16 protein-coding genes and 1 pseudogene are annotated in these 23,379 nt (G+C 53.9%); 4 read left to right on the forward strand and 13 right to left on the reverse strand.

Annotated features, from left to right (window positions below):
- Positions 1 to 18 precede the first annotated feature (18 nt).
- The 7 genes from DYE26_RS19040 to DYE26_RS19070 all read right to left on the reverse strand — a co-directional run bounded on the left by DYE26_RS19040 (position 19) and on the right by DYE26_RS19070 (position 9,880).
- Positions 19 to 1,356 carry a glycoside hydrolase family 30 protein gene (locus DYE26_RS19040; protein ID WP_036626366.1) on the reverse strand — a complete coding sequence of 446 codons (1,338 nt, stop codon included), beginning with the start codon at positions 1,354 to 1,356 and terminating at the stop codon, positions 19 to 21.
- Between the two features lie 350 nt (positions 1,357 to 1,706).
- On the reverse strand, positions 1,707 to 2,534 hold the full coding sequence (locus tag DYE26_RS19045; RefSeq protein WP_036626368.1) for a carbohydrate ABC transporter permease: 828 nt from the start codon (positions 2,532 to 2,534) through the stop codon (positions 1,707 to 1,709).
- Positions 2,531 to 3,415, reverse strand: a complete 885-nt coding sequence (locus DYE26_RS19050) for a carbohydrate ABC transporter permease (RefSeq protein ID WP_036626369.1) — start codon at positions 3,413 to 3,415, stop codon at positions 2,531 to 2,533. Before DYE26_RS19050 ends, DYE26_RS19045 begins: the two co-directional genes overlap by 4 nt.
- 153 nt (positions 3,416 to 3,568) lie before the next feature.
- Positions 3,569 to 4,870: an ABC transporter substrate-binding protein gene (locus DYE26_RS19055; protein ID WP_036626371.1), complete on the reverse strand. Its 1,302-nt coding sequence runs from the start codon at positions 4,868 to 4,870 to the stop codon at positions 3,569 to 3,571.
- A 79-nt stretch (positions 4,871 to 4,949) separates the two neighbouring features.
- Positions 4,950 to 6,029 carry a response regulator gene (locus DYE26_RS19060; RefSeq protein WP_036626372.1) on the reverse strand — a complete coding sequence of 360 codons (1,080 nt, stop codon included), beginning with the start codon at positions 6,027 to 6,029 and terminating at the stop codon, positions 4,950 to 4,952.
- 3 nt (positions 6,030 to 6,032) lie between these two features.
- Positions 6,033 to 7,805, reverse strand: coding sequence for a cache domain-containing sensor histidine kinase (locus DYE26_RS19065; protein ID WP_036626373.1), 1,773 nt, complete (start codon positions 7,803 to 7,805; stop codon positions 6,033 to 6,035).
- Between the two features lie 68 nt (positions 7,806 to 7,873).
- Positions 7,874 to 9,880, reverse strand: coding sequence for a beta-galactosidase (locus DYE26_RS19070; protein ID WP_036626374.1), 2,007 nt, complete (start codon positions 9,878 to 9,880; stop codon positions 7,874 to 7,876).
- A 231-nt stretch (positions 9,881 to 10,111) separates the two neighbouring features.
- Here DYE26_RS19070 and DYE26_RS19075 point away from each other — a divergent pair, with 231 nt between their 5' ends.
- From DYE26_RS19075 to DYE26_RS19085, 3 genes are all read left to right on the forward strand, one after another.
- Positions 10,112 to 11,731, forward strand: a complete 1,620-nt coding sequence (locus tag DYE26_RS19075) for a sensor domain-containing diguanylate cyclase (protein ID WP_051985713.1) — start codon at positions 10,112 to 10,114, stop codon at positions 11,729 to 11,731.
- A 77-nt stretch (positions 11,732 to 11,808) separates the two neighbouring features.
- A complete protein-coding gene (locus DYE26_RS19080; RefSeq protein ID WP_036626376.1) occupies positions 11,809 to 12,402 on the forward strand; it encodes an RNA polymerase sigma factor in 594 nt (197 codons plus the stop codon).
- Complete coding sequence (locus DYE26_RS19085; protein ID WP_036626377.1) at positions 12,359 to 13,312, forward strand: DUF4367 domain-containing protein; 954 nt, start codon at positions 12,359 to 12,361, stop codon at positions 13,310 to 13,312. Before DYE26_RS19080 ends, DYE26_RS19085 begins: the two co-directional genes overlap by 44 nt.
- A 452-nt stretch (positions 13,313 to 13,764) precedes the next feature.
- Here the strand turns inward: DYE26_RS19085 and DYE26_RS19090 are convergent, their stop codons facing one another.
- From DYE26_RS19090 to DYE26_RS19110, 5 genes are all read right to left on the reverse strand, one after another.
- Positions 13,765 to 15,087, reverse strand: a complete 1,323-nt coding sequence (locus tag DYE26_RS19090) for an MFS transporter (protein ID WP_036626378.1) — start codon at positions 15,085 to 15,087, stop codon at positions 13,765 to 13,767.
- Positions 15,087 to 15,425 (reverse strand): L-rhamnose mutarotase, encoded by a 339-nt coding sequence (rhaM, locus tag DYE26_RS19095; RefSeq protein WP_036626379.1) that lies wholly within the window; start codon positions 15,423 to 15,425, stop codon positions 15,087 to 15,089. The genes DYE26_RS19090 and rhaM overlap by 1 nt, the downstream gene beginning before the upstream one ends.
- 153 nt (positions 15,426 to 15,578) lie before the next feature.
- Positions 15,579 to 17,231 (reverse strand): helix-turn-helix domain-containing protein, encoded by a 1,653-nt coding sequence (locus DYE26_RS19100; RefSeq protein ID WP_036626381.1) that lies wholly within the window; start codon positions 17,229 to 17,231, stop codon positions 15,579 to 15,581.
- Positions 17,228 to 19,072, reverse strand: a complete 1,845-nt coding sequence (locus tag DYE26_RS19105; protein ID WP_227872972.1) for a sensor histidine kinase — start codon at positions 19,070 to 19,072, stop codon at positions 17,228 to 17,230. The genes DYE26_RS19100 and DYE26_RS19105 overlap by 4 nt, the downstream gene beginning before the upstream one ends.
- Positions 19,056 to 20,153, reverse strand: a complete 1,098-nt coding sequence (locus DYE26_RS19110; protein WP_051985714.1) for an autoinducer 2 ABC transporter substrate-binding protein — start codon at positions 20,151 to 20,153, stop codon at positions 19,056 to 19,058. Before DYE26_RS19110 ends, DYE26_RS19105 begins: the two co-directional genes overlap by 17 nt.
- 381 nt (positions 20,154 to 20,534) lie before the next feature.
- Here DYE26_RS19110 and DYE26_RS19115 point away from each other — a divergent pair.
- Positions 20,535 to 20,908: pseudogene (locus DYE26_RS19115) on the forward strand (MBL fold metallo-hydrolase); the annotation flags it as partial.
- A 652-nt stretch (positions 20,909 to 21,560) separates the two neighbouring features.
- Here DYE26_RS19115 and DYE26_RS19120 read toward each other — a convergent pair.
- Entirely contained in the window at positions 21,561 to 23,237 is a 1,677-nt protein-coding gene (locus DYE26_RS19120) for an SWIM zinc finger family protein (protein ID WP_036626383.1), read from the reverse strand.
- Positions 23,238 to 23,379 lie beyond the last annotated feature (142 nt).

The following is a 23,379-nucleotide window of genomic DNA, read 5'->3' on the forward strand; positions in this document are numbered from 1 at the left end:
TTCCGGCCTAATCATCTGTCAAAACCAAATCGTGTTGAAAGATTCCGGCTCCAGCTCGAAGCCGTACGTTTCCGTGCCGTCCGAGATCCGCACCGTTCTCGTCTCCTTGAACGGGTTGGCGATCACTATAACGCGGCCGCCGTCCGGCCTTTCGCAGCTGACCGCATTGCCGTACCAATGCCCGCGCTGGCCGATGCGCTTTGATCCCGGCGCGACAAAATGCGAGAAATGCTTCATTACGTAATACTCGGGGTTAAAGATCGCTTCCTTCCGCTCCGGATCGGCCGTAATCAGCGAATTTTGTTCCCAGCCCCAGGTGCTGCGGCCCTTCGGCTCCAGCACCATGTTCCAGTAAATATAAGCGTTGACCCGGTTCGTGAAATAGTGCTGATACAAATTGAATACGTATTGGGCATACTCCCAAGTGTTCGTGCCGTCGCCGCACTCGTTTTCCGTCTGCATGTAGCGAAGTTCCGGATAGCTCAAGGCCGTGCGCTGGATCGCCCATTTGCCGGCCCACTGGTACCCGACGCCTTTGACATACTTGTAGGCCTCCGGGTCGCTTAACACCGTATGCGCATACGCGTCGTGGTCGGCGGCTTTTTTCTTCAGCCACTCGTCCCACGGTTCCGGTGCATTGATCGTGCCGAGCCAGATTTCCGTATCGAGCCCGTGTTTGTCGAAGGCCGGGCCAAGATAATCGCGGATAAATTCGCGAAGCTGCTCGCCGGTCCAAACGCAGGACGGAAATTTTTGATCGGCCACGACCTCGTTTTGGACATGGACCTGGTGGATCGTGATGCCTTCTTCCCGGTACGCCTGAACGAACTTCACGAAGTATAGGGCGTACGCCTCCAGGTTTTCTTTTTCCCAACGCAGCGTTCCATAGTTATAAGCCTTCGGAGACTTCATCCACGCCGGCGGACTCCAAGGCGAAGCGAACAGCTTTAACTCGGGGTTTAGGGCCAACGCCTCCTTGATGTAAGGAATCAGATACTTGCGGTCCCGTTCGATTGAAAAATGCTCCATCGCATAGTCGCCGTCGGTTTCGTTATGGCTGTACCATTCCAGAGCATAGTCGCTCGCCCCGATCGGAAGCCGGCAGATGCTGAACTTCTGCTCCCCGTCGGGGTGGAACAAATGATACAATACCCGCTTTCGTTCCTCTTCCGGGAGCCCGTTTAACGCCACGTATCCCAGCTCGTTAAAGCACCCGCCAAAGCCTTCCACGTTTTGAAAAACTTCCTCCGTCAGCGTCAGGTCCGCTGCCCTTTCACCCGCGATCGCGGTTGGCGCGTTTTTTTCCACCCATTGCCGCTCCCTTGAGCTTGATATCCATCGTTTCGGTTGTCCCATAGGAACCTCCTTATTCTTTAAATTGAGAAAAATCTCCAGCAAAAAACATAAGGGCAAAAAATGTCGTTATTCCGGCGATATCCGTCCATTTGAGAGTAATAGAGGAAATTTATGCCGCTATTTTCTCGCATCGCAAGGAAATGCCCGCGTTCTGGAGCATTCATAGGAAAATAAGGACATAAAATTCCGCTAATGGGGTGAACATGGCCAGGGCTCCGGATAATAGGTACATAAAGCTCCGCTATTTTTAAGGCCGACGCTTGGTTCGCTCTAGGCACTAGGCAGCAGCCGGGCCAGCCGGCGATCAAGCACCGCTTTCAGGCTGAGCCAAATATAAGCATATGTTTCGCTCAGCCCTTCACGGCTCCCTCCGCGATGCCTTCCATGATGAATCGCTGGAAGAAGCCGTAAATGACCACCACCGGGATCGCCGTCAGCACGAGCGAAGCCAGAATCAGCGACCATTCCTTGTTGTACTCCCCGAACAGCATGTTGGTGGACAGGATCAAGGTGTAATTGTCCACGTCCGTCAGCATCATCAGCGGAAGCAGGAAGTCGTTCCATATCCACAAAAAGTCGAGAATGGCGATGGTGACGGTAATGGGCAGAAGCAGCGGCAAAATGATCCGGAAAAACGTCTGGAATTCGTTGCAGCCGTCGATTTGCCCGGACTCCTCCAGCTCCCGCGGTATCGATTTGACGAAACCGTGGTACAGAAAAATCGCCATGTTGACGCCAAGGCCGATATAGATGAGCGCCAACCCGTAGGTGCTGCCCTGCACTTGCATCGTTTTGGCCATCCGAGTGAGCGGAATCATAATGGAATGAAACGGCACCAGCATCGAGGCGACAAACAGCAGAAAAATGAAATTGCTTAATTTGCCCCGGGTACGGGATAACTTATAGCCGGCCAAAGCCGAGCAGAAGACGATCCCGCCGATCCCAAGCACGGATACGATCACCGAGTTCATGGAGCTGTTTAACAGGTGGATTTTTTCAAAGGCCTGGGTATAGTTTTCGAAATGCAGCTTGGTCGGAAGCGCTACGAACGAAGCGAACATCTCTCCCTGGGTCTTAAACGAGTTGACGACCGCCATATAGATCGGGAAACAGGTGAACAGAGCGCCAACGGACAAAATCAGCCCAATCAGCAGGGAATTGATTTTTTTCATGCTCATGCTTCCACCTCTTTTTTCTTCATGACGTTCATCTGAATCAAGGTGACGACCAGCACGATGGCGAACAAAATCAGCGATTTGGCGCTGGCATACCCGTACCGGAAGTTGTTGGAGAACGCCTCCTCGTAAATGTTCATCGTGATGACCTGCGTGCTGCGCCCCGGGCCGCCCCCGGTTAAGCCGTACACGACGTCAAACACCTTGAAAGCGCCGTTCAGCGTCAGAAAAAAGCAGATCGTCACCGCGTGCGTAATCATCGGCAGGGTTACGCTTTTTAGCGTTTGGAACGAATTTGCGCCGTCGATAATGGCCGCTTCCTTCAAGCTTTGCGGCACACCCTGCAGGGCGGCCAGATAGATGATCATCATGTACCCGACCCCGTTCCACAGCGAAACGATCAGGATCGAGTAGAACGAGTATTTCGGATCGCCCAGCCAGGCATGGTCCAGGAAGGTGAAGGCCGCTTTTTCGGCGAGCTGCGGGATCACCTGCGAAAACACGAAGGTCCACATAAAGGAGCTGATGATTAAGCTGATCATGTTCGGCATGAAGAAGATCGTCCGGAAAAACCCTTTGCTGCGGGTCCGCGTTTCGATCAGCACCGCCAGCAGCAAGGCGATTACGTTTTGCAAAATAACCATAAACACGACGTACTTGAGCGTAAACAGCAGCGCATTGATGAAATCCGGATCCTCCGTGAGCGCTTCCACGATATTTGCGATCCCGACAAAGCTGTAGTCCTGATTCAAGCCGTTCCAGTCGGTAAACGTATAATACATTCCGCCGAACGTCGGGATAAGCAGAAAGATGGTGTATATAATGAGGGCCGGGGCCGTAAAAGCCAATAGGGAAAAATACTTCTTATAGATCTTGGACGGCATGTTCTTCTCCCCTCCTGTCATTGTCTATGGATGCGGCGGCTCGCCGAAGGTTGAACTGATGCTTGTAACGAAAAAAGGCAGCCGGGTGAAATGTTCTTACGATTATATAGAAGGAAGGAACAACATGTCCCTTCCTATCGTTCAGCCGCCGCGTTACTTATTGACTTTGTTATAGGACTTCCAAGCTTTGTCCAGAGCGGTGATGACGTCGTCCGGCGAGATTTGTCCGGCGATATAGGATTGCAGGGCTTTGCCGGATTCGTCTTTAACCGCCTGCGGAATCCGCGGGTCTTGATACGATTTGCCCGCTTTCACATAAACCATGGCGTCGTCCACCCATGGATAGCTGCTGTAGTCGTGCACGGTGGCGACCGGGTTAAACTTCAACGCCTGGTAGAACGCGCTGGAATCCTTGTCGTCCAGGATGTAGTTGATGAAATCGAGGGCCACTTCTTTGTTTTTGCTCGTTTTGGACACGGCCAGGGAGGTGGACGTGCTCAAGTTGATCATCGTAGCGTCCGGATTGTCGTTGATCGGCAAAGCCGCCACGCCAAAATCGATATCGGGATTGGATTTCAAAATCGTCTCGGCATACCACGGACCTTGCACCCACATCGCCGCTTTTCCGGTGGCGAACATCGCCGCTCCGTCGTCGCCGCCGACTTCAAGACCGTTTTTGGTGCCGTTGGCGTAGACCAAATCGATGATGTTGAACATTCCTTTCAGTTCCGAGAAGGAGCCTTCGTCTTTGTTCATCCGGTCGATGAAATCCGGGGTTTCCGTATTGACCGTCGCTCCTACGGTCAGCGGCAGGAACAGCTGGGGAATCCACGACTCTTTGTCGGACAGAACAAACGGCGTGATGTTGCTTTGTTTGAGCTTTTCGACGACCGCCTTCATTTCCGTTAACGTGGTTGGGGGAGTGAGGCCTTGTTCTTTAAAAATCGTCTTGTTGTACAAATACCCCCAGGATAACGTTTCGAGCGGCACCGCGACGACTTTGCCGTCCTCCGTCGTGACCGAAGGCTTTACGCTATCCAGCAGCTTGCCCACGAACGGCTGATCGGACAAGTCCTCCAGATAACCGGCTTTATAGAAGGGCGGAATTTCATTAACCGCGTGAATGGCGAACACGTCGGGAGCGTCGTTCGAAGCCAGTCTCGTTTTCAGGATTTGCGGAGCGGTATCGGCCGGCGGCATCTCCAGTTGAACCGTAACGTCGATGTTTTTATCCGCCTTTTCCTTGGCCACGAAGGCGTCGATATACTTATCGTAATGTTCCTTCAAACGAGGCTGGGCGATAAACATTTTCAAACTGACGCTTTTGCCGCTGGCGCTTCCGCCGCCTGCCCCCGGCGTTTCGTTGTTCGCCGCGCCGCTTCCGCCGCCCGATCCGCATCCGGCGAGCAATGCAGCGATTAAAGCGGTTCCGGCGATCCCCTTCCAAATCTTCATCATTTATGACCTCCTGAACGATTAAGTTTGTTTACGCTTTCATTTTAATCAAAACATGTAAGCGCTTCATTGGACGGGATTAGACTCCTTCATTGGATATTTTTAAACCTTGTGAAGCTTTTCTCGCTTCTCCCGGCGAAAGCCCGAAATGCTTTTTAAACACCCGGTGAAAATAGGACACGTCCTCGTACCCCACCATCTCGGCCACGCTCTTGATCGCGACCTCTTCGTCCGCTCCCAGCCACTCCATCGCCTTCTCCATTCTTAATTGCAGCAAATAGTCCGTAACCGTAATGCCGTACTCCTGCTTAAACGCTTTGCTCAAATACTCTTTGCTGACAAAAAACAGCTTGGCCAACTGCTCCAAACCGATCTGCTCGGCATAATGATGCTCAAGATAGGATTTCACCTCGCCCAAATGCAGCTTGTTTTTAAATTTCCGCTGTTTGATCAGTTCCTCCAATGCGGCCATATAGCAGCCTTCCATCAAGCCGGCCGCTTCGTGAAAAAAGTCCGGCACCTCCGTATGCTCCACCAAACGTCCGGGCTCGGCGGCCAGCGCGTTGGCCGCGCAAAGTTCCTTTAAATACAACAGAATTTCATGCACAAAATAGCGGATCGTCTCCGGCTTCAGGGCCGCGGCAAGCTGCGTATCCGACCGCAGTTCGCCGAACACTTTGCGGATTCCCTCGCCGTTCAATTTATTAAAGTAGGGCCCCAGCCGCTTCTTGTAAGCGGCCAGCTTCGCGGACATCTCCAGGTCGATCCCCTGACGGCCGCCGCGCTGCCGCAAGGCTTCCCCGCATTTGGCCAACACCGCGTTCAATTCCTGGGGATCGATCGGCTTCAGCAAATAGTCGGCCGCATTGTAGCGAATCGCCTGTCTGGCGTAATGGAAATCGTCGTACCCGCTCACCACGATCACCTGCTTGCCGGGAAAACGGTCATGGATGTTCCGCATCAGCTCTTCGCCGTCCGAACCGGGCATGCGCATGTCGGTAATGATGAGCTCCGGACCAAGCTGCTCGATCAGCCGCAGCGCCTCCAGTCCGTCCTCGGCCTCCCCCGCAACCACCATGCCCAATTCATTCCACCGGCCCAGGTTTTTGATAATGTCCCGGTTCCACTCCTCGTCGTCGACGATCAACACTTTGAACATGTTTCATCCCTCCTTCTGATCGGGAAAATGCAGCGTTACGCAAGTTCCTTGGCCCGCTTGGCTGTTCATGTCCACTTTGTATTCCGCTCCAAAATACATTTGAATCCGCGAAGCCACATTGATGAGCCCGATACTCGTCCCCTGCGTCCACACTTGCTCCAGATCTTGATCCAGCTGCGACCGCAGCCGGTTCAGCTGTTCGGGCGCCATGCCGGTTCCGTTGTCCCGGATCATGATGAGCACTCCCGCGGCAGGTTCGCGGCGGATCGCCACCTCAAGGCGCCACTCCCCCGCCTTATGATCCAGGCCATGGACAAACGCATTTTCGACCAAAGGCTGCAAAGTCAGTTTGGGAATCCGGCAGTCCAGCACGTCATCGGAAACGCCCAGCTCGTAATGAAGCCTTTTGCCAAACCGCCGCTGCTGGATATTCATGTAATGATGCAGATGTTCAAGCTCCGCTCTGACGGTTGCCAGCGTATTCGGATCGCGCACGATATAACGGAACATTTCGCTTAAAGAGCGGATGATTTCGTAGCTTTCCGCCGGTTTTTGCGAGAAGATCATCCCGCCGATCAACTGCAGCGTGTTTTGCAAAAAATGCGGGTTGATTTGCGATTGCAGCGCCTTGAGCTCGGCCGTTTTCTTTTCCAGGCGGATTCTGTATTCCGTATTAATATGCTCCCTGATCCGCTCCCCCATCGTGGCGAAATTGGCTTCAAGCAGCCCGATTTCGTCCTTTCGCCTGCTCCGGGGAAACGCCTGCCCCTTGGTCAGATCCAGCTTGCGCATCGCCCTAGCCAGGCCGATGATCGGTTTGGTCGTTTTCCAGGCAAAATAAAAGGCGAACAGCGCGGAGACGGCCACGGAAATCATCCCGACGATCAACCCGTAATTCATCGTTGCCCGGGCGCTTTCGTTTATGACGGCGATCGGGACGACTTTCACCAATCGGAGTCCGGCCGGGTCCACCGTATTGTAGAAGACGAACTCTCCGTCCGTTTTGAAATAGCCCGGCCCGGTTTCCTTGGACTTGGACAGCGCCGCGGCCGCATTCTCGGGCAGGACGCCGCCTTTGCCGTAAAGAACGCGGCCGTTCAAATCCGTGACGAACACGGACTGCTCTTTTCCTTCGCCGAGCAAATTCATCGTTTGATCGAAATAAGACCAAAGCACATCCAAGGAGATATACCCGAGCTTCTCCTGGTTTTCAAAACGGTTAATGCTGCGGATCAAGCGTAATTTGTCGGGGGCGGACGGGGGCGTCTCGACGATAAAATCTTTGTTCTGCACAAGCAAATCCCGATACGCGCGCGGCATGCCGCTGACCGTTTCCACGTCGTTTCGCATCGAATTGATCGTAAACAGCGTGCCTGTGTCATGCAGGTACAGGATGACGCCGACGAGATGATTTCCGCCGCTGTAATACACGCTGTTCAGCGTATTAAAAACGTTCTGCTGCGCCGTAAAATGACTGGCCGGGGTTTCCCCTTCGGGCCGGTTCAAATAATCGGTCAGCCCCGGGCTGATCTGGATGGAGTAAATCAGATTGTTCAGCCTGGCGAACTGCTCGCCCAGATAAATCCCCGTCCATTTCATGTTGGACAGATTGGTGCTTATCACTTGCTCCTCCATCGAGGTTCTGCTGTTCTCCGCCGCCAGCGCGGCAACGACCACGACGGGGACGACCGCGATCAACATCATCGTCAAAATCAACTTGTTGCGGATACTCGTTTTAAACGGATCGATGACCCGCTGCCGCAGTCTGCCAAACATGCGATCCCCCCGCTGCCGGAAAATATAGTAGAAAACGCCTCGCAGATGCGGGAGGCGTCTGAAACAATCTATTGCTCTTCAATAATCTTGAATCCCCAGGGCTCCAGGGTCAGGGTCTCACCGGGACTTACCGGCGCGCCCGAGAGAAGTTCAGTCCCCTCCCGGTGAGGGTAATTTAGCGATGCCGGCAAATCGGAATAGTTAAAATAGTAGCGGACGGTTTTGCCCATCCCGTTAATCCCGTGTTTGGCAATGAGCGGGAAACGGATGTCTTGATCGGCCCCCCATAAACCGGCCTGCTTCACGGCATGCTCCAGGATCTTGCCCATGATGGCTTCGCTGGTCATGCAGCCGATATAAACGGCCTGCCCTTGGCCGTACCGGTTTTGCGTCACCGCGGCGTATTTCCCCCAATGCGGATGGTCGTAATAGGCGAGCACCTCCGCCTCCGCCGGCGTGAGCAGTTCCATCCACGTATGCACCTGGTTGTGCTCCGCCCCGACCCGGAACGGATCGTCTTTCAGCGATACGTTTCGGGGTTCAACGAACATGCTGTACGAAACGCCGCAAGCCTTCCCGATCACCCCCGGCTGGCGTTCGGTGCGGACTTTGACATTTTCGTCCGTAAATCCGCTCTTAAAAGTATAAACGATGTGCCCGCCGTCATACACGAACCGGTTAAGGCGTTCCAGCAGTTCGTCGGAAGCCGAGTACAGCGCCGGCACCACAAGCAGGTCATACCGCTCAAAGCTTGGGGTGGCGGGCGACACGAAGTCGCAGCCGACATTCATCCGGTACAGCTCATCATACATCATCCGGACGACATCGTTGTAGTTTTTGGCGCTGGTAAAATTAAACTTAAACCATTCCAACGCCGTCAACGACTCGTTGCTGACGAGGATGGCGACTTTGTTCTCCTTCTTCAGGTTCGTCAAATGCGGCGATAACCGGGCAAAATCGCGGCCGATCGTTTTGGCTTCCTCATAGACCGGATTAGGTTCGAAATCGTGGCTGAGCAGGCCTTTCCAGTACGTTTCGATGGAATTGTGGATCGAATGCCAATGCCAATAGGCGACCATATTGGCCCCGGAGGCCAGGTGGCTGAACGCCTGCAATCTCAGCTGCCCGGGATACGGCGTCCAATGGGTGAAAGCTTGCGCCTGCGTCTCGATCACCAAATAATTCGTTCCTTTGGTAGAGCGGGCCACATCTCCGCCGAAGGAAATTTCGCTGCCGGTAAGATCGTCCTGGGAAGGATGATAGATGTCCACCCCGGTGATGTCGAACGGGCGGGCGGCCGCAAAATGGTCGACGTCCGGCTGGATGCCGTAGGAATGCCCGCGCCACTCAAAATCGAAGTTTTGCGTGACGAACTGATCCGGCCGCTTGTATTCGTTTACGATCGACACCTGCCAATTCAGAAAATCGGTAACCAGCTTCCGCTGGAACTTGGCGAACTCCGCGCCCAGGCTGCCGTTGATCGTCCCGACGACCGAGGGGAAGTCCTCCCAGCTGTTGATCCGGTTGCTCCAATAATCCAGGCCAAACGCCCGGTTCAGCCGGTCCAGCGTTTTGAATTTCTCTCTGATGTATTTGACGAACAGCAACTGGACGTTGGCGCCCGCCGTGTGGTAATGCTTCGTTTCGTTGTCGGTCTGGTAACCGATGACCGCGGGGTGGCCGCTGACCCGGGAAATCAGTTTGCGGATGATCCGCTCCGCATAAAACAGGTAAGCAGGATGGGTGATGTCCATAATTTGCCGGGCGCCGTATTTGCCGGGGCCTTTGGCCGTTGTCGCCAGTACGTCCGGATGCTCCTTGACCATCCAGGTCGGCACGGCATACGTAGGCGTACCGACGATGACATGAATCCCCGCCCGATGCATCGCGTCCAGCACCCGATCCACCGAGGTGAAGTCGAACACCCCGTTTTGGGGCTCGTGCGTGCTCCATGTCGATTCGGCGATCCGCACCACGTTGATCCCCGCCTCTTTCATCATCCGGATATCTTCGTCCAGACGTTCGCAAGGCATATATTCGTCATAGTAAGCGACACCGTAAAGCAGCTTTTCCATAAGTTACCTCCCGAAAGTGATCACAAAATGATTACGCTTTCATCGTATTAAAAAAAGCTCCCCCCTTCATTGGACGAAATTAAGCCTTTGGGGTGGACGATTTTAAACCGGCAGCCCGGGATGCCGCAAAAACTCTGTTCAACGCCGCGAAGTTTTGGTATGCTTAACCTCATATCCATCCTCCCGCAGGATGCAAAACCGCTAGAAACAACATAGAGGAATCGCTTAAATATGAACAGCAAAAAGCGCACATACCCCAAAATCCGCCTGGCCGTCCTCTTTTCGCTGATCGTCGGGCTCGCCGTAATTATAACTACGTTTATTTCCGCGGCTTCATCCTATAAAGCCGAAAGAAGCATTTTATACAACCGGACGCTGGAAATGAACTATTCCACTTCGCTGCAGATGAGCCGCACCTTGGGCACTTTATTCAAATCGATGCGGCTGGGGCTGCATACCGTATCCATTCATCTTTTCGACGCGGACGAGGCCTCGCAATCCGCCGACATTCAAGCCAAACTGGATTTCTTCAAGAACAGCAACGACTATTTCAATTCGGTGTTTTGGGCGGACGCCAAAGGCGTCGTTCGCAGCATCGCTTCGCCGAACTATAATTTGGCCGGAACCAAGCTGGTGTCAACGCCGGCGCTGGAAGCCCTGGCAACCCGGAAATCAACGTTGTCGAAGCCTTATACCGGCACAAGCGGACGCCTCATCATCCTGATGACGGAACCCGTGTTCGATAGAAACGGCGTCTATCATGGGTTCATAGGCGGGACGATTTACCTGGAGGAAAACAACATCCTCGACAGTATTTTCAGCGAAAACCTGGCGGATAAGACGGGCTCTTATTATTATATCGTGGATTCCAGCGGCCAGCTGATCTTTCACCCCGACACCAGCCGGCGCGGCGAAAACGTTAGTGAAAACGCTGTAGTCCAAGCTGTAAAAAACGGCGAAAGCGGCCGAAAACCCGTGATCAACACGAAAAAGGTATCTTTTTTGGCCGGGTACGCCACGGTCCCTGAGGTCGGTTGGGGCATTATCATGCAAACGCCGATCAGCATGGTGGAAAAACAACAAGAAGAGCAGATTTGCAAAATGCTGCTGATCATGGCCCTTCCTTTCATCCTGATCATGGCGGCTACGATCTATATGGCGCATAAGGTCACCGAGCCGATCGTATGGCTTGCCCAGTTTGCGAGAAGTTCGGTCCGCAATGCCAGGAAACTGCCGCCGATCCGGACAAGCCATTGGATTTGGGAGGCCGATTTGTTGACGAAGACCGTGCTGAACTCCCTGAAGACGATGCAGGATCAAAATGAACGGCTTACCGACAGCACCCGCAAAGATCCGCTGACCGGCCTGCAAAACCGCAGGGCGCTGAATGAGGTATTGGCTTTATTCGATTTCGCCAAGCATTCTTTTTCGATGCTCATATTGGATATCGACCGGTTTAAGCAGATCAATGACACGTACGGTCATCAAACCGGGGATGAAGTGCTGAAATTTGTTTCGGATCTTGTTCAATCGGCCGTGCGGCAGAAAGATTTCTGCTTCCGCTTCGGAGGCGAAGAGTTTATCGTCATTCTTCCCGATACCCCGCTGGCCGTTGCCTTTCAAACGGCGGAACGGATTCGCGGCCAACTGGAAGGCACGGTAAGCCCGGCCGGCCGGCCGGTCACCGTTTCCATAGGAGTCGCCGAGTTTCCCGTTCAGTCGGATGATCTGGGCGAGTTGTTCCGCTTAGCCGATAAAGCGCTTTATCAAGCCAAGGGCGACGGGCGCAACCGGACGGTTGCGGCGGATGAGAGCTGGGCGGAAGAATGTGTCTCGATCAAGGACCGGTAGCCCCGGTTCTTTTTTTTGCGGATTTGTCACATCCGCGGGCCAGTGATACGTTGTATTAGGGGAAAGGGTGTGAGAATGTGGACGATGTCGATCTGTCGCAAACGATAACCGACATTCTGGAGGGTGACACCGAAAAGTTCGCGGAAATCATGCAAGTCTATCAAAAATCGATTTTCCTGTATTGCTACCATATGTTAGGCAACTATGCCGAAGCCGAGGACAGCGGTCAGGAAGTGTTTTTAAAAGCCTACCGTTCATTGGGAAAATATAAACGCGAAGTTCCGTTTGGGGCCTGGCTGTACAAAATCGCCTACAATCATTGCATCGATATGATCCGCAAGCGCAAGCTGGCCAAGTACCTCCCCTTCTTCTACCGGGATGACAAAGAGAACAAACCGGTGGATTTGCGGATCGAAGCCCATTATTTTGATGAATTCGTGCATCGGGCCCTGTCGAAGTTATCGGCGGAGGAACGGAACTTGCTGATTTTGCGGTGCGTTGATGAGAAGAGCTATGAGGAGATCAGCCAGATTCTCGGCCGCAGCAACGCCGCTCTCCGCAAGAAATACGGGCGGACGGCGGCGAAATTCCGCCAGTATTACGCTCAGGCGAAAGGAGTGTGTGCTTATGATATCGGACAAGGATCAGGATCTGAAACAACTTTTTCGTGAAGTTCAGCTTCCCGAGGTGGACCTGACCCCCAAAGTGATGAGCAAGCTGCGCGCCGAAAAAAAAACAAAGGCGCAATTGATCGGGAAACGTAAAGTAGGTTTGCTGGTCATGGCCGGAATGCTGCTGGCGGCCTCCACCGCTTTTGCGGCGTCTAACTACTACTATGCCTTGAAAAGTAAGCACGGCGACATTGTTTGGGAAGAAAAGATATTGGATAAGAGCAGTCCCGAGTATAAAAAGCCTTCCATGGATGAGCAACTGCGTTCGCTGAACAGCACCGGTTTATCTAACGATCTGCTGAAGGATGGGGAGGCCGCGATTTTTTACGTGCTTGAGAACAATCCGGATCATGAAATCGACATCGAATGGAAGCGGGTTCCCTTCCACGATTTGACCGAGCTTCGTTCCCGCATGGCGGGGCAGCCGGTAAAGCTGTTTGACCGTTTCGAGGGTGATTATAAGTTTGCTCATGCCACGGTCTCCTTCTACCCGGCCCTTTATGAGAATCCGCTAACCGATAAAGAAGAGGCGGAGATCGCCGACAAACTGCGGAAGCAGGCGGAGGAATCGGGCAAGGGCTACGCGATGATGCCGATTGAGCTCTCGAAAAATTACTGGATTATTATGAGCTCTTACCAAAGAAACGGCAAAACAGGCATTCTCGTAACGATTTCCAAAACCCCCGGAAAGCAGACGGTTATGCTGCCCGAAGAAGACAAGGACAATCCGCGCGAGACCCTTGAGGTTAAGGGTATAAAGATGCTGTATACCGAATTTGCAACCGGCCGGAATATTCAATGGGTCTATGATATTCCGGGCAGCAAGGAGGCCGTTCATTACATGATCGAAACCGGCTTGCAAATGAACAAAGACCAGTTGATTGAACTGGCCGAGTCTTATTTGGATTAAGCGATATAGCTCCGCCCTGCCTGCCTGTTTGCGGAATCCCAGGCAGGGCGGGGCAGATTGTTTCAGAGAAAAAAATAAGGACATAAAAAGGCGTTATCCCGTCAACATCCGTCGATTTGAGCGAAATAGAGGAATTTTATGTCGCTATTCTTCTTCGTCGCAAGGAAATGACTTCGTTCCCGACCATTCTTAGGAAAATAAGTACATAAAATGGCGCTAATGGGGATAAACCTGCTAGGTTTCCGATAATAAGCACATAAAGTACCGCTATGTTGAAGGCCGACGGTTCGACGGTTGATCAGCAGGTAAGTCAGTTGATTGGTCGTTCCAGCAGCCGGCTGTGTTAATCAGCGATTTATAAGGTTGAGCCCATGAATACCCTCTATATCCCGCGCTTTTCTCTTTTAAACTCCACCCTTCGCGGCGGCCCCGTCCGGGACATCGATTCGTTGTTACCCGGTTCGAGACATGGATTCGTCCGGATGGCTCACAAAGTCCCGTCCGTACACTTCCTCCTGAATTTGTTCAAGCGTCTTGCCGCGGGTTTCCGGGGCCATGACCACGCCGATCACCGCGGCGATGACCAGGAAACCGATCATCACCATACCGGAAGCGGCAAAACCCATGGAAGTAAGCATGGACGGCACCACCAGCGAGATCAGGCCCACCGCTACCCGGGCGGTGCTGAACAGAAAGCCCTGGGCTTTGGCGCGGTATTTGGTGTGAAACAGCTCGCCCGCCCACAAGCCGTAGAAGGCTTGCGCTCCGAAGCCGGCGGCGACGCCCCACAGCACAACGAAGGCCAGCAGCTCGGCCATGCCCATGCCGCCGAAGGACAGGATCGCCCAGGCAGCAATCCCCATGAATGCGCCGATCCCGTACAGCACTTTCCGGTTGGCTTTATCGCCGAACTTGATGAAGACGAAATACGTCGAGGCTACGGTCAGAATCCAGAGGAAGGCCTGCAGCAAATTGGCCTGGGCGGAGGTAAGGCCGCCGACCCGCTGGTAAATGTAAGGCATAAAGTAGCCCATCACGCCCGCCACCAGGTTCCAGAAGCAGTAAATGCCCAAGAGCAGAACGATCGAGCGCAGATTGGCCCGGCTCTTGAACAGCTCGGCAACCGAACTTTTCGCCGCCTGGCCGCCCGCCAGCGCCTTGGCTTCCCTGGCTTTTTCCTCCTCCCAGATCTTGCTCTCGTTGATCTGCTGCTGCATGATCCAGGTGATCAGGGCGATGACGAACAACTGCCCGAAGATCAACCGGCTGCCCAGCAGGCCAAGCGGAGCCAGCGCCACGGACAGCAGCAGCGATATCGCCGGGCCGATGGACCAGGCGAGCTGCCCCCAGCCTACCCGGGCGGCCCGTTCGCCCGCCGGCGCTTCCTCCGAGATATACGTCCAGGCGGCCGGGATCGCCGCGCCCACCGCGATGCCGGTAATCACATAACCCGCCAGCAGCATCGGAAAATTAAACGAAAGGGCGACGAGCAAAACCCCCAGCATGTACACGAGCAGATCGTATTTGTAAATCAGCTTGCGGCCGTATTTGTCGACCAGAAATCCGCCGATGAGCGCGCCGATCGCCGACCCGAATCCGTTGGCGCTGAGCGCGCCGAGCAGGCCCAGCTTCACGTCGTCCAGCTTCAGGTATTCGACCCACAAGGTAAGGCCTCCGGCGCCGGCGACGATGGAACCGGCCTCCAGGTAATTCGACATGGCGACGGTGATGGTTGACTTGAGGCCGTTCTTCTTCGTTGCTTGAGCGGCAGCCATCACACCCGCCCCTTTCCGGATTCCGGCTCCAGGTGGAACACTTCCGTCAACTCGCGGGATTCCGGACTGTTGTCGGGATTGGTCCGCATAATGTCCTTCATGTAATCCCACCATTTGCGGCAGATCTCCGTATCCGCGCTTTTGGCCCAGAGCGCTTCATCCTCGATTTCCAGGTAAGCAAACAAGGTATGGGTCGTTTCATCCAAAAAAATCGAATACGTGCGAACCCCGTGGCTTAGCAGCATCTCCTTCATCTCCGGCCACAGTTCGTCATGACGTCTTTGGTATTCCTCATGGCAGCCTGCAAAAACTTGCATGATCGAGGCTTTCCGTATCATGTTACAGCTCCTTCCCGATCCTCAAAATTTTCACGCCTTGTATGTTGGCGCTTACACCTTTCACTATATAAGCGGGGCGTTTTCGCCTGTAGGAGAGATTCTTCGGATCGGGTAGACATTCTTCGGAACATGACGGGAAACCGCGTGACGCCTTTAGCCGGTTCCTGCAGTCCCCCGGTACTCGGACGGGAGCTGGCCGAAATGCTGCCTGAACAGCCGGCTGAAATAGCGGACGTCCTGATATCCGACGGCCCGGCTGACGTCCCGCAGCTTTGCCGCAGGGTCGGCGAGCAGCCTTCGCGCCTGCTCCAGACGGGCGCGGGTCACGTATTCGAGCACCGTTTCCCCGGTTTGCAGCTTAAAATACTGGCAGAAATACGTAGGGTTCATATGGACCTGCTCGGCGATTTTTTTCACCGTAATCGGGCTTCCCAGGTTCCGGCCGATCCAGTCCTTGGCCGCTTCAACCGGCTTGGCCGCGGACCCGGACCGCGCCTGCTCCAGCGCCGTCACGGCCCGCCTGATCATCCGCAGCGCCAACAGCTTCAGCTCCTGCAGGTTCACCGCTTCCCGCGCCTCCCGCAGCGCCGCTTCGGCCCCCGCGGACCCGGCCGTTTCCCCGCACGTTTCAAACAGGGTGGACTGTATCAGAAGCAGCACATTTTCCGCAACTTTGCGGATTCGCGCCGGGGAGGAATACCCGCCGATATGCTCGAACAGCTGCCTGCACACCGCCTCCGCCTCGGCGGCATCGGCCTGTCCGACCGCCCGCTTCATCCGCTGCAGCAGCGAAGGGAGAAGGCCGCCCGGCTGTTCCCCGCCAGTCTCGCCGCCGCTGTGGTGGATGCGTCCGTACGGAAACACCCGGTTTCCCCCTTCCAGCAGGCGGTGCTGCATGGCGGAAAGCGCTTGCCGCTTCGCGTAAGGCAGCAAATACAAATCGCCGATCGGCTCCGCGAATGAGACCGATACGGTAAACGGCGTGTACGTTCTTACCGCTTCGCGGATTCGTCCGGCCGTCTCCAGGGCGGCTTCTTCCCATTCGCCGCCGTCGCTTGCCGCGTCCGGCCCCGGCCGGCACAGCAGCGCCCAGAAATCCGCGCCCGTACCCCGCCACCACCAGCCGCTCATCCGGTGTTTTTCCGCCGCCGCGCCGACGATTTCACCGGTCATATTTTCCAATGCGTAAAAATATGCCTGCCAATCTTGAGCGGTAAAGCTTCTCGCTTTGACCGGCAACGTGTCCATAGAGACATACAGCAGGATGTACTCTCCTTTCGGAAAAGAATCCACCCAGAACCCCAAGCGGGCCAGATCGCTTTCGTCCGCCGTGATCCGGGCGAGCGCCTGCGTCTGCTGCGTGAATTTGAGCATCGCCTCCTTTTGGCGCAGCGCGCTCCAATGGTAATTTTGCAGCCGCCGCTCCTCCACTTTTTGCTTGATCTCCGCGAGCACCGCCATTAGCTGCTCCCGGTCGAGCGGCTTTAGTAAATAATCGGCCGCGCCTTCCTTCAGCGCCGTGCGGACGTATTCGAAATCGTTATAACCGGTCAGCACGACGGCCAGAAACGAACGGACTTTGCCCGCTTCCCGGATCAGGGCGAGCCCGTCCATTTCCGGCATGCGGATGTCGGTGATCAGCAGATCGATTTCGGCGTCCCGCGTTTGCAGGAAGTCCAGCGCCTCCCTGCCGTCCCCCAAAGCGGCCAGCACTTCCCACTCCTCGCCGCAGGAGGCGACCAGCCGCTTAAGCCCCCGGCAAATTCGCGGTTCATCGTCCACGATCAATACTTTGATAGGCCTCATACCTGTCCCTCCTTTGACGATTCCTTCAGATCTTCCGCACCCGCCCGATCGATCGCCGGAATGCGAATGATAACGGTGGCGCCCTCGCCTGCCATGCTTTCCATTTGCAGACCGTACCTGCTTCCCAGTGTATAATGAATGCGCGCGTTTACATTTTTCAGGCCAAAACCGGAATCCTTCCGCTCCATGGACACGTTTTGCAGCTCACGGTTCAGCTCCTCAAGCCGCTCGCTGCCGATTCCCGGGCCGTTGTCCCGGATGCGGAAGACGACTTGCCGCTCACCCGGGAGCGTGCCTGGTTCTTCAGCGATATGCAGTCCGATCTTTAGACTCCGGCGGCTCTCCATTCCGTACTTCACGGCATTTTCCACGATCGGCTGCAAAATAAACTTGGGCGTGTACCAAGCGGTGTTCACCTCTTCCGTAATCGAAAAAGCCAGCCGTTCTTCAAAGCGGAAGGCCTGGATCGTCAAATAATCGCGGACGTGCTGCACTTCCTCGGCAATCGTAACCCATCTCGATTTGTTGGACACCGAGAACCGCAGCATGCGCCCGAGCAGGGTCACCATTTTCACAACCGCTTCCTGCTCCCCTTCTTCCGCAGCCATGCTGATGCTTTCCAGCGTGTTGTACATAAAATGAGGGTTGATCTGCGACTGCAGCGCGTAGAGCTCCGCTTCCTTCTGGCTTAACTCGGTCTGCACGTTTTTGGCGATCAGCTCCCGGATCATCGACACCATGAAGGTAAAGCTCCGCGCCAGCATCCCCACCTCATCCCGGGATTGAATCCCCGGATCGACGTCAAACCGGCCTTTGCCGACCTCCTTCATCAGGCGGGCCAATTTCATGAGCGGCCTCGTCACCCGGTAGGAGAAAACGGTGTAGAGGATCAAGGTCACAAGCGCGAACCCGGCAAACAGCAAACCGACGATATTCCGGGTGATGTCGGCCTGCTTCGTCAGTTCTTTCAGCGGGATGCTGTACATCAGCCTCCAGCCGTATCCGGCGGAACGCGAGCTGCTCATAATCCAGGTTTTCCCGCCCGCCTGCTTGCGGAAGCTGCCGTTTTGCACCGGATATTCGCGGATTTCGGCGTCGTAGCCGCCGATCCGCGCGCGGTCGGTATGGTAGAAAATTTCGCCCTGCCCGTTCAGCAGCCAAAATTCCGCCTGCTCGTTCCGCTCAAAATTTTGCAAAATCCGATCGATAAACGACATTTGCACCGCGATAAACATCGTGCCGAGGCTGGTGCGGTTGTCCACGTCGTCAATTTGCTTCGTGATCATGAGGTAAGGCTCGCCGCTGCTGAATTTTAGCCCGAAATCGCTGGACAGCAGCAGCTTCGCTCCGCCCCTTAGCTCCAAGTCCTGCCCGTAGGGAATCAGCAAGCCCTTGCTGTCCAGGCCCGTAAAATCGAGGCGGGAAGCGGAGAACAGCCGGTTTTTGGATAAAATGAACACCCCGAGAATTTCCGAATTGCTGCCTTCGAGAAACGTCTTGGACAGATAATTGTTCATTACATAGGTATCCGTATTGAGATCGGAATTGCTCTGGTAGGAATCTTTGCGCAAAATGCGCACAACGTCGGTTGAGCTGAACAACTGCTCGGGAAGCACGGCCAGCTTGCCGATATGCTGATCGATCGAGCCGTTGGCCTGATCAAGGAACTTCGGCATGTACTCGCCGATTTGCTGTACAATCGATTTTTCGTATTGCCGGTAAGAAATGACGCCGAGCAGCGAGATGGGAAGTACGGTGAGCGCCACATAGACGATCAACAGCTTGGAGCTGAGCCGAAAATCCCGGAACCGCCGCCTTCCTCGCCTAAAAAACATACTCATCCACATTATCCTTGGTAAAATCGAGCGGCTCCCCCATAATCACTGAATCCCCCTTCACCCGAATCTCCCCGACATTGCGGACAACCTGGCCGTTGACGGGAGATTGGCCGTCAAGCAGGTTCACCGCCAGCACGATCGTTAAATACCCCAGCCGTTTCGGACTCCAGAGGGTGGCGTTTTTGACGGTCCCGTTCTTTAGATATTCCCGCATCAGATTCGGCGTGGACAATCCGACCGCGTGGATGCTTCCGGCCTGCCGCTTGTCTTCAAGCGCCTTGGCCGCCGCCGGCAGCGCGACGGAGGAGGTGCCGATGATTCCCGCCAAATCGGGATACTTCTCCATCAGCCTGATCGCCTCCGTGTAGGCGAGCTGCGGATCGTCATTGGCCGCGGCGGTCTCGACTAGCTTCATGTCCGGATAGTATTGCGCATTCTGAACCTTAATCCATTTCATCCACTCGTTCATGTTGGAGGCGGTGGAAGCCCCGGCCAAAACGGCGTATTGCCCCGTTTCATCCATTTGCATTGCAAGCGCATCCAACAAATGGCGCCCGAGCGTCTCCGGATCGACCATATTGACGAACAGCTCCCGCCCTTCCGGCTCGGTATCCGAGTCCCAGGTGATCACCCTAATGCCGCTCTGCTTCGCTTCCCGCAGTACGGGCAGCAGCTTGGCCGAATCGTTGGCCGACACCGCGATCAGATCGACCTTGCGCGAAATCAGGCTTCGGATGACCCGGATTTGCTGCCCGGTGTCCGCCACCGGCGATCCTTCATACAGCAGGTTCGCCCCCAGATCTTCGGCCGCCTCGCGCGCCCCGTCCTCCACCAGATTGAAATAAGAATTCTCCGTGGCTTTCGGTACCATGCCGATCGTGTAAGTTTCCTGGGCAACCGGGGCCGCTTGGCTATGGGTCTCCTTCTCGTTGGAATATATGACGTCGTATTTGATGGCCGCATCCCCGTTTCGGCAGCCGCCGATGACGACGGCAAGCAGTAGCAGCGCTGCAAACTGCAGCCCGGCGGACCTCGCCCTTGCAAACCGTTGTCCTGTAAATCGCAGCCCGGCAAACCGCAGCATTGCAAACCTCGGTCCTGCAAACCTCAGTTCTGTAAACCTCAGTTCTGCAAACCGTTGTACTTTAAGTCGTTTTCCTGCAGGCCATTGTCCTATCATCCGCTTTCCTATAATACACATTCTTATCATCCACATTTCTATAAGCCGCATATTTATAAGCCGCATTTCTGTACCCCAGCGGGGCAAGGTTCCTCCCCCTTCCTAATTGCACAATTTGATTTAGCGATTCAATCGTATCCCCATGCTTTTTTGTTGTCAACGCAATATCGGACTTTTAAATGTTGTTTTGTGTTGTTTCTTGTTGATTCCATTGTCCGCTTCGAAAAGGCAAAGGTATAATATGGTTTGAATGTAGATTTGAAGTTTGGTGAGAGGGGACAGATGATGGGCTTAGTTGACGGTACCTGGTTTACCGTAGAAACGATTGACAACCGAACCTACGCCATTAGTGAATACGGCCATTGGGAGAAGGCCCACTCTTTTTTGCTGATCGGTGAAGACAAAGCCGCCCTTATAGATACAGGGCTAGGCATAGACAATATTAAAAGAATTGCGGATAAGCTGACCCGCTTGCCGATCATTGTCATCACGACGCATGTCCATTGGGATCATATCGGGAGCCATGGCGAATTCGATAGCATTTTGGTACACGAAGCCGAACGCGACTGGCTGGTTCATGGGCATTCCCGGGGTTGCCGATCGAGGTCATCCGTAAAGATGTGAGGCGCGATATCAGCCGCCCTGCTCCAAGGCGCTTCTAACCCCCAACCCGTTCAGCTTTCTTGTACGGGTGGTCCTTGAACGAAGGGCCCCAGGCGAGCGAAACGCTGCTGAGCATCAAAGCAGGAGTCCGCCGATAAGTCGCGGGGATTTTTTCATTCGCCGATAAAACTAACAGAAACTAGACTGCCTGAGAAACTTCAGCGAATAACATAAGGACCTAAAGTGTCGTTATTTCGGCGATCCCCGCCCATTTGAGAGGGATAGCGGCATTTTATGTCTCTATTTTCCCTCGTCGCAAGGAAATACCCGCGTACTGAACCGTTCAGAGGAAAATAAGTACATAAAATGCCGCTAATGGGGATAAACAGGCTAGGTTTCGGATATTAAGCGCCTAAAGTGCCGCTATTTTGAAGGGCGACGATGATAGGTCAGCAGATAGATCAGTAGGTAGTCAGTAGGTAGTCAGCTGGTTGGTCGTTCCAGCAGCCGGCTGTCAAGCGCCGATTTCTAGGTTGAGCCCGGTTTTAGGGGCAACAACTCCCCCAAACGTTTGTCCTCCCCCCCTCATTGGAAAAATCCAATAGATTGGTGGATAGCGAACGTCATTTTGAGCTCAGAACATTGTGCCAGGCCGCAGCAACCTGACTCCCGGCTATATTAGAGCTGGAATATCGGCTTAAAACCCGCTTAGATTTTGCTCAACTCCTCCAAAAAGGCCGGTCTTCCACTATACAATGTCATTAGTTCATCGACCATTTGTAGTTGATGAGCCTTACCCGCTATCTTTTTGTATCTCGTAAGAATGCCGCATACGTTCCGGTAATGTTTTCGTGTGGACGAAGCTTTCGCCGCCAAGCGAATATGCTCCTGATACAACGTTAGCACCTCGTCCTTAAACCGCTCTGACAGCCTGTCGGCATAGGTTTCAATTTCGTCCGGATGCTGCCTTACATACTCCACGAGTCCGTCCAGATCGTTTTCCGCTTCAACCAGCTTAAGGTACAGCCTTTCGCCGCGCCAGCCCTTTTGTTCCATCAACTCTTGCTTTAATTGACGATAAAATACTTTCTTATCTCCGCCAATCGATTGCTTCAGCAGGCTGTAATATTCAATATGTCCATCCAGCAGCAGCTCTTTGGCCAGTTTGACCTGTTCTTCCTTAAGCGATAGTTGTTGATAGGCGTCATACCTTATTTTTTTCCATTGGAAAACGAGGCCCCGGGAGGCTTCATCTTGAGCTTCACCTTCCAAAGCCAAGTCCACGACTTTATGAAAGTCCCCCGCCTCCATAAACTTGCCCATATACCATTCCCGAAAAAAAGGGAACCGGAGATTTTCCGTGATAAAATGTTCGTTTTCTTCAGGTGTGCCGTATTCCTGTATGATCCCAAACAATATGCGTAACATACTTTCATTACTGTATTTCTTGTACTCGTTGTCGGCATTTTGGCGGATCAAGTGTTCGATCTGCGCTCTCAGCTTGCTCCTGAACGCTTCAACGTCGGCAAAACCGGCGCATATTTCAAGCAGTCCGTTTTGGTAATCATCCCATCTCCCGCAGAGCCCGCCTTCGATCCGGTCCATCAACTTATTAAAAACCTGCTCTCGCCCATCCGCATCCAGATCGTGGCTTTCCCCGGCGATCTCCCCGATCAGTTCCAGCGCTTCATCGGCCAAAACGCCGATGTCCCCGTCCGAATCGTCGGCATACTCAAAAGCTTCCATAGTTTCTTCCAGTAACAAAAGGGTGATATCCAAAGCCAGCGGGAGGTTATCCGTCCCCCTTGCCTTCTCTAATATTTCACTCATCTCTTGCGTAAAATCATAGGTTTCCCCATACGGAATGAAGCCGTCCCGGCCCGTATATTTTCTGGCGATAGCTTGGATCAGCTTCCGGCAATTCTCCAGTTCCTGTTTGTCGTCCCCCTTGGCATATTTGACCAAAAGGGAATTTCTTAGCATCGCATCCCCCCGGGCAACTTCCATGATAATCCCGACCAACTCTTCCTTGGGAAGCTGATCGAGCACCTCTTTCAACACCGGCTGCCTTTCCGTCCCCGGTTGCTCCGTTTCGTTACGCTCCTCTTCCTCACTGCTTAACATATCCGACAGTTCATAGTAAGCCGCCACTTTGTGCTTGCAAATAGGACCGTAAGAATAAGGGCAATCACAATGGGAATAGAGAATGTCCCCGTTCTCGCCAAGCTTGACGACGACCTCGTAATCGTCGCTGCCTTCCACTTGGATAATATATTCACGATCCCCTTGGTGATAGACGTCAACAACACGGTCATCTATGTAGTAGTCGTATCCCTTAGTTAAAACCGCTTCGGCTATATCGTTCTCGAAATGGTTGATATTCATGGCTATTCCCTCGTTTTCCCTAATATTGATAGTTTATTTCTAATATAGCACACGAATTCTCACGATAGAGTCATGGAAGGAAAAAAGTATCTTTTGTCGAAATTTATAGGAGATAGCTCGAAAATGCTCGAAATGAAGGGGG

This window comes from Paenibacillus macerans, from assembly GCF_900454495.1.
Classification (GTDB): domain Bacteria; phylum Bacillota; class Bacilli; order Paenibacillales; family Paenibacillaceae; genus Fontibacillus; species Fontibacillus macerans.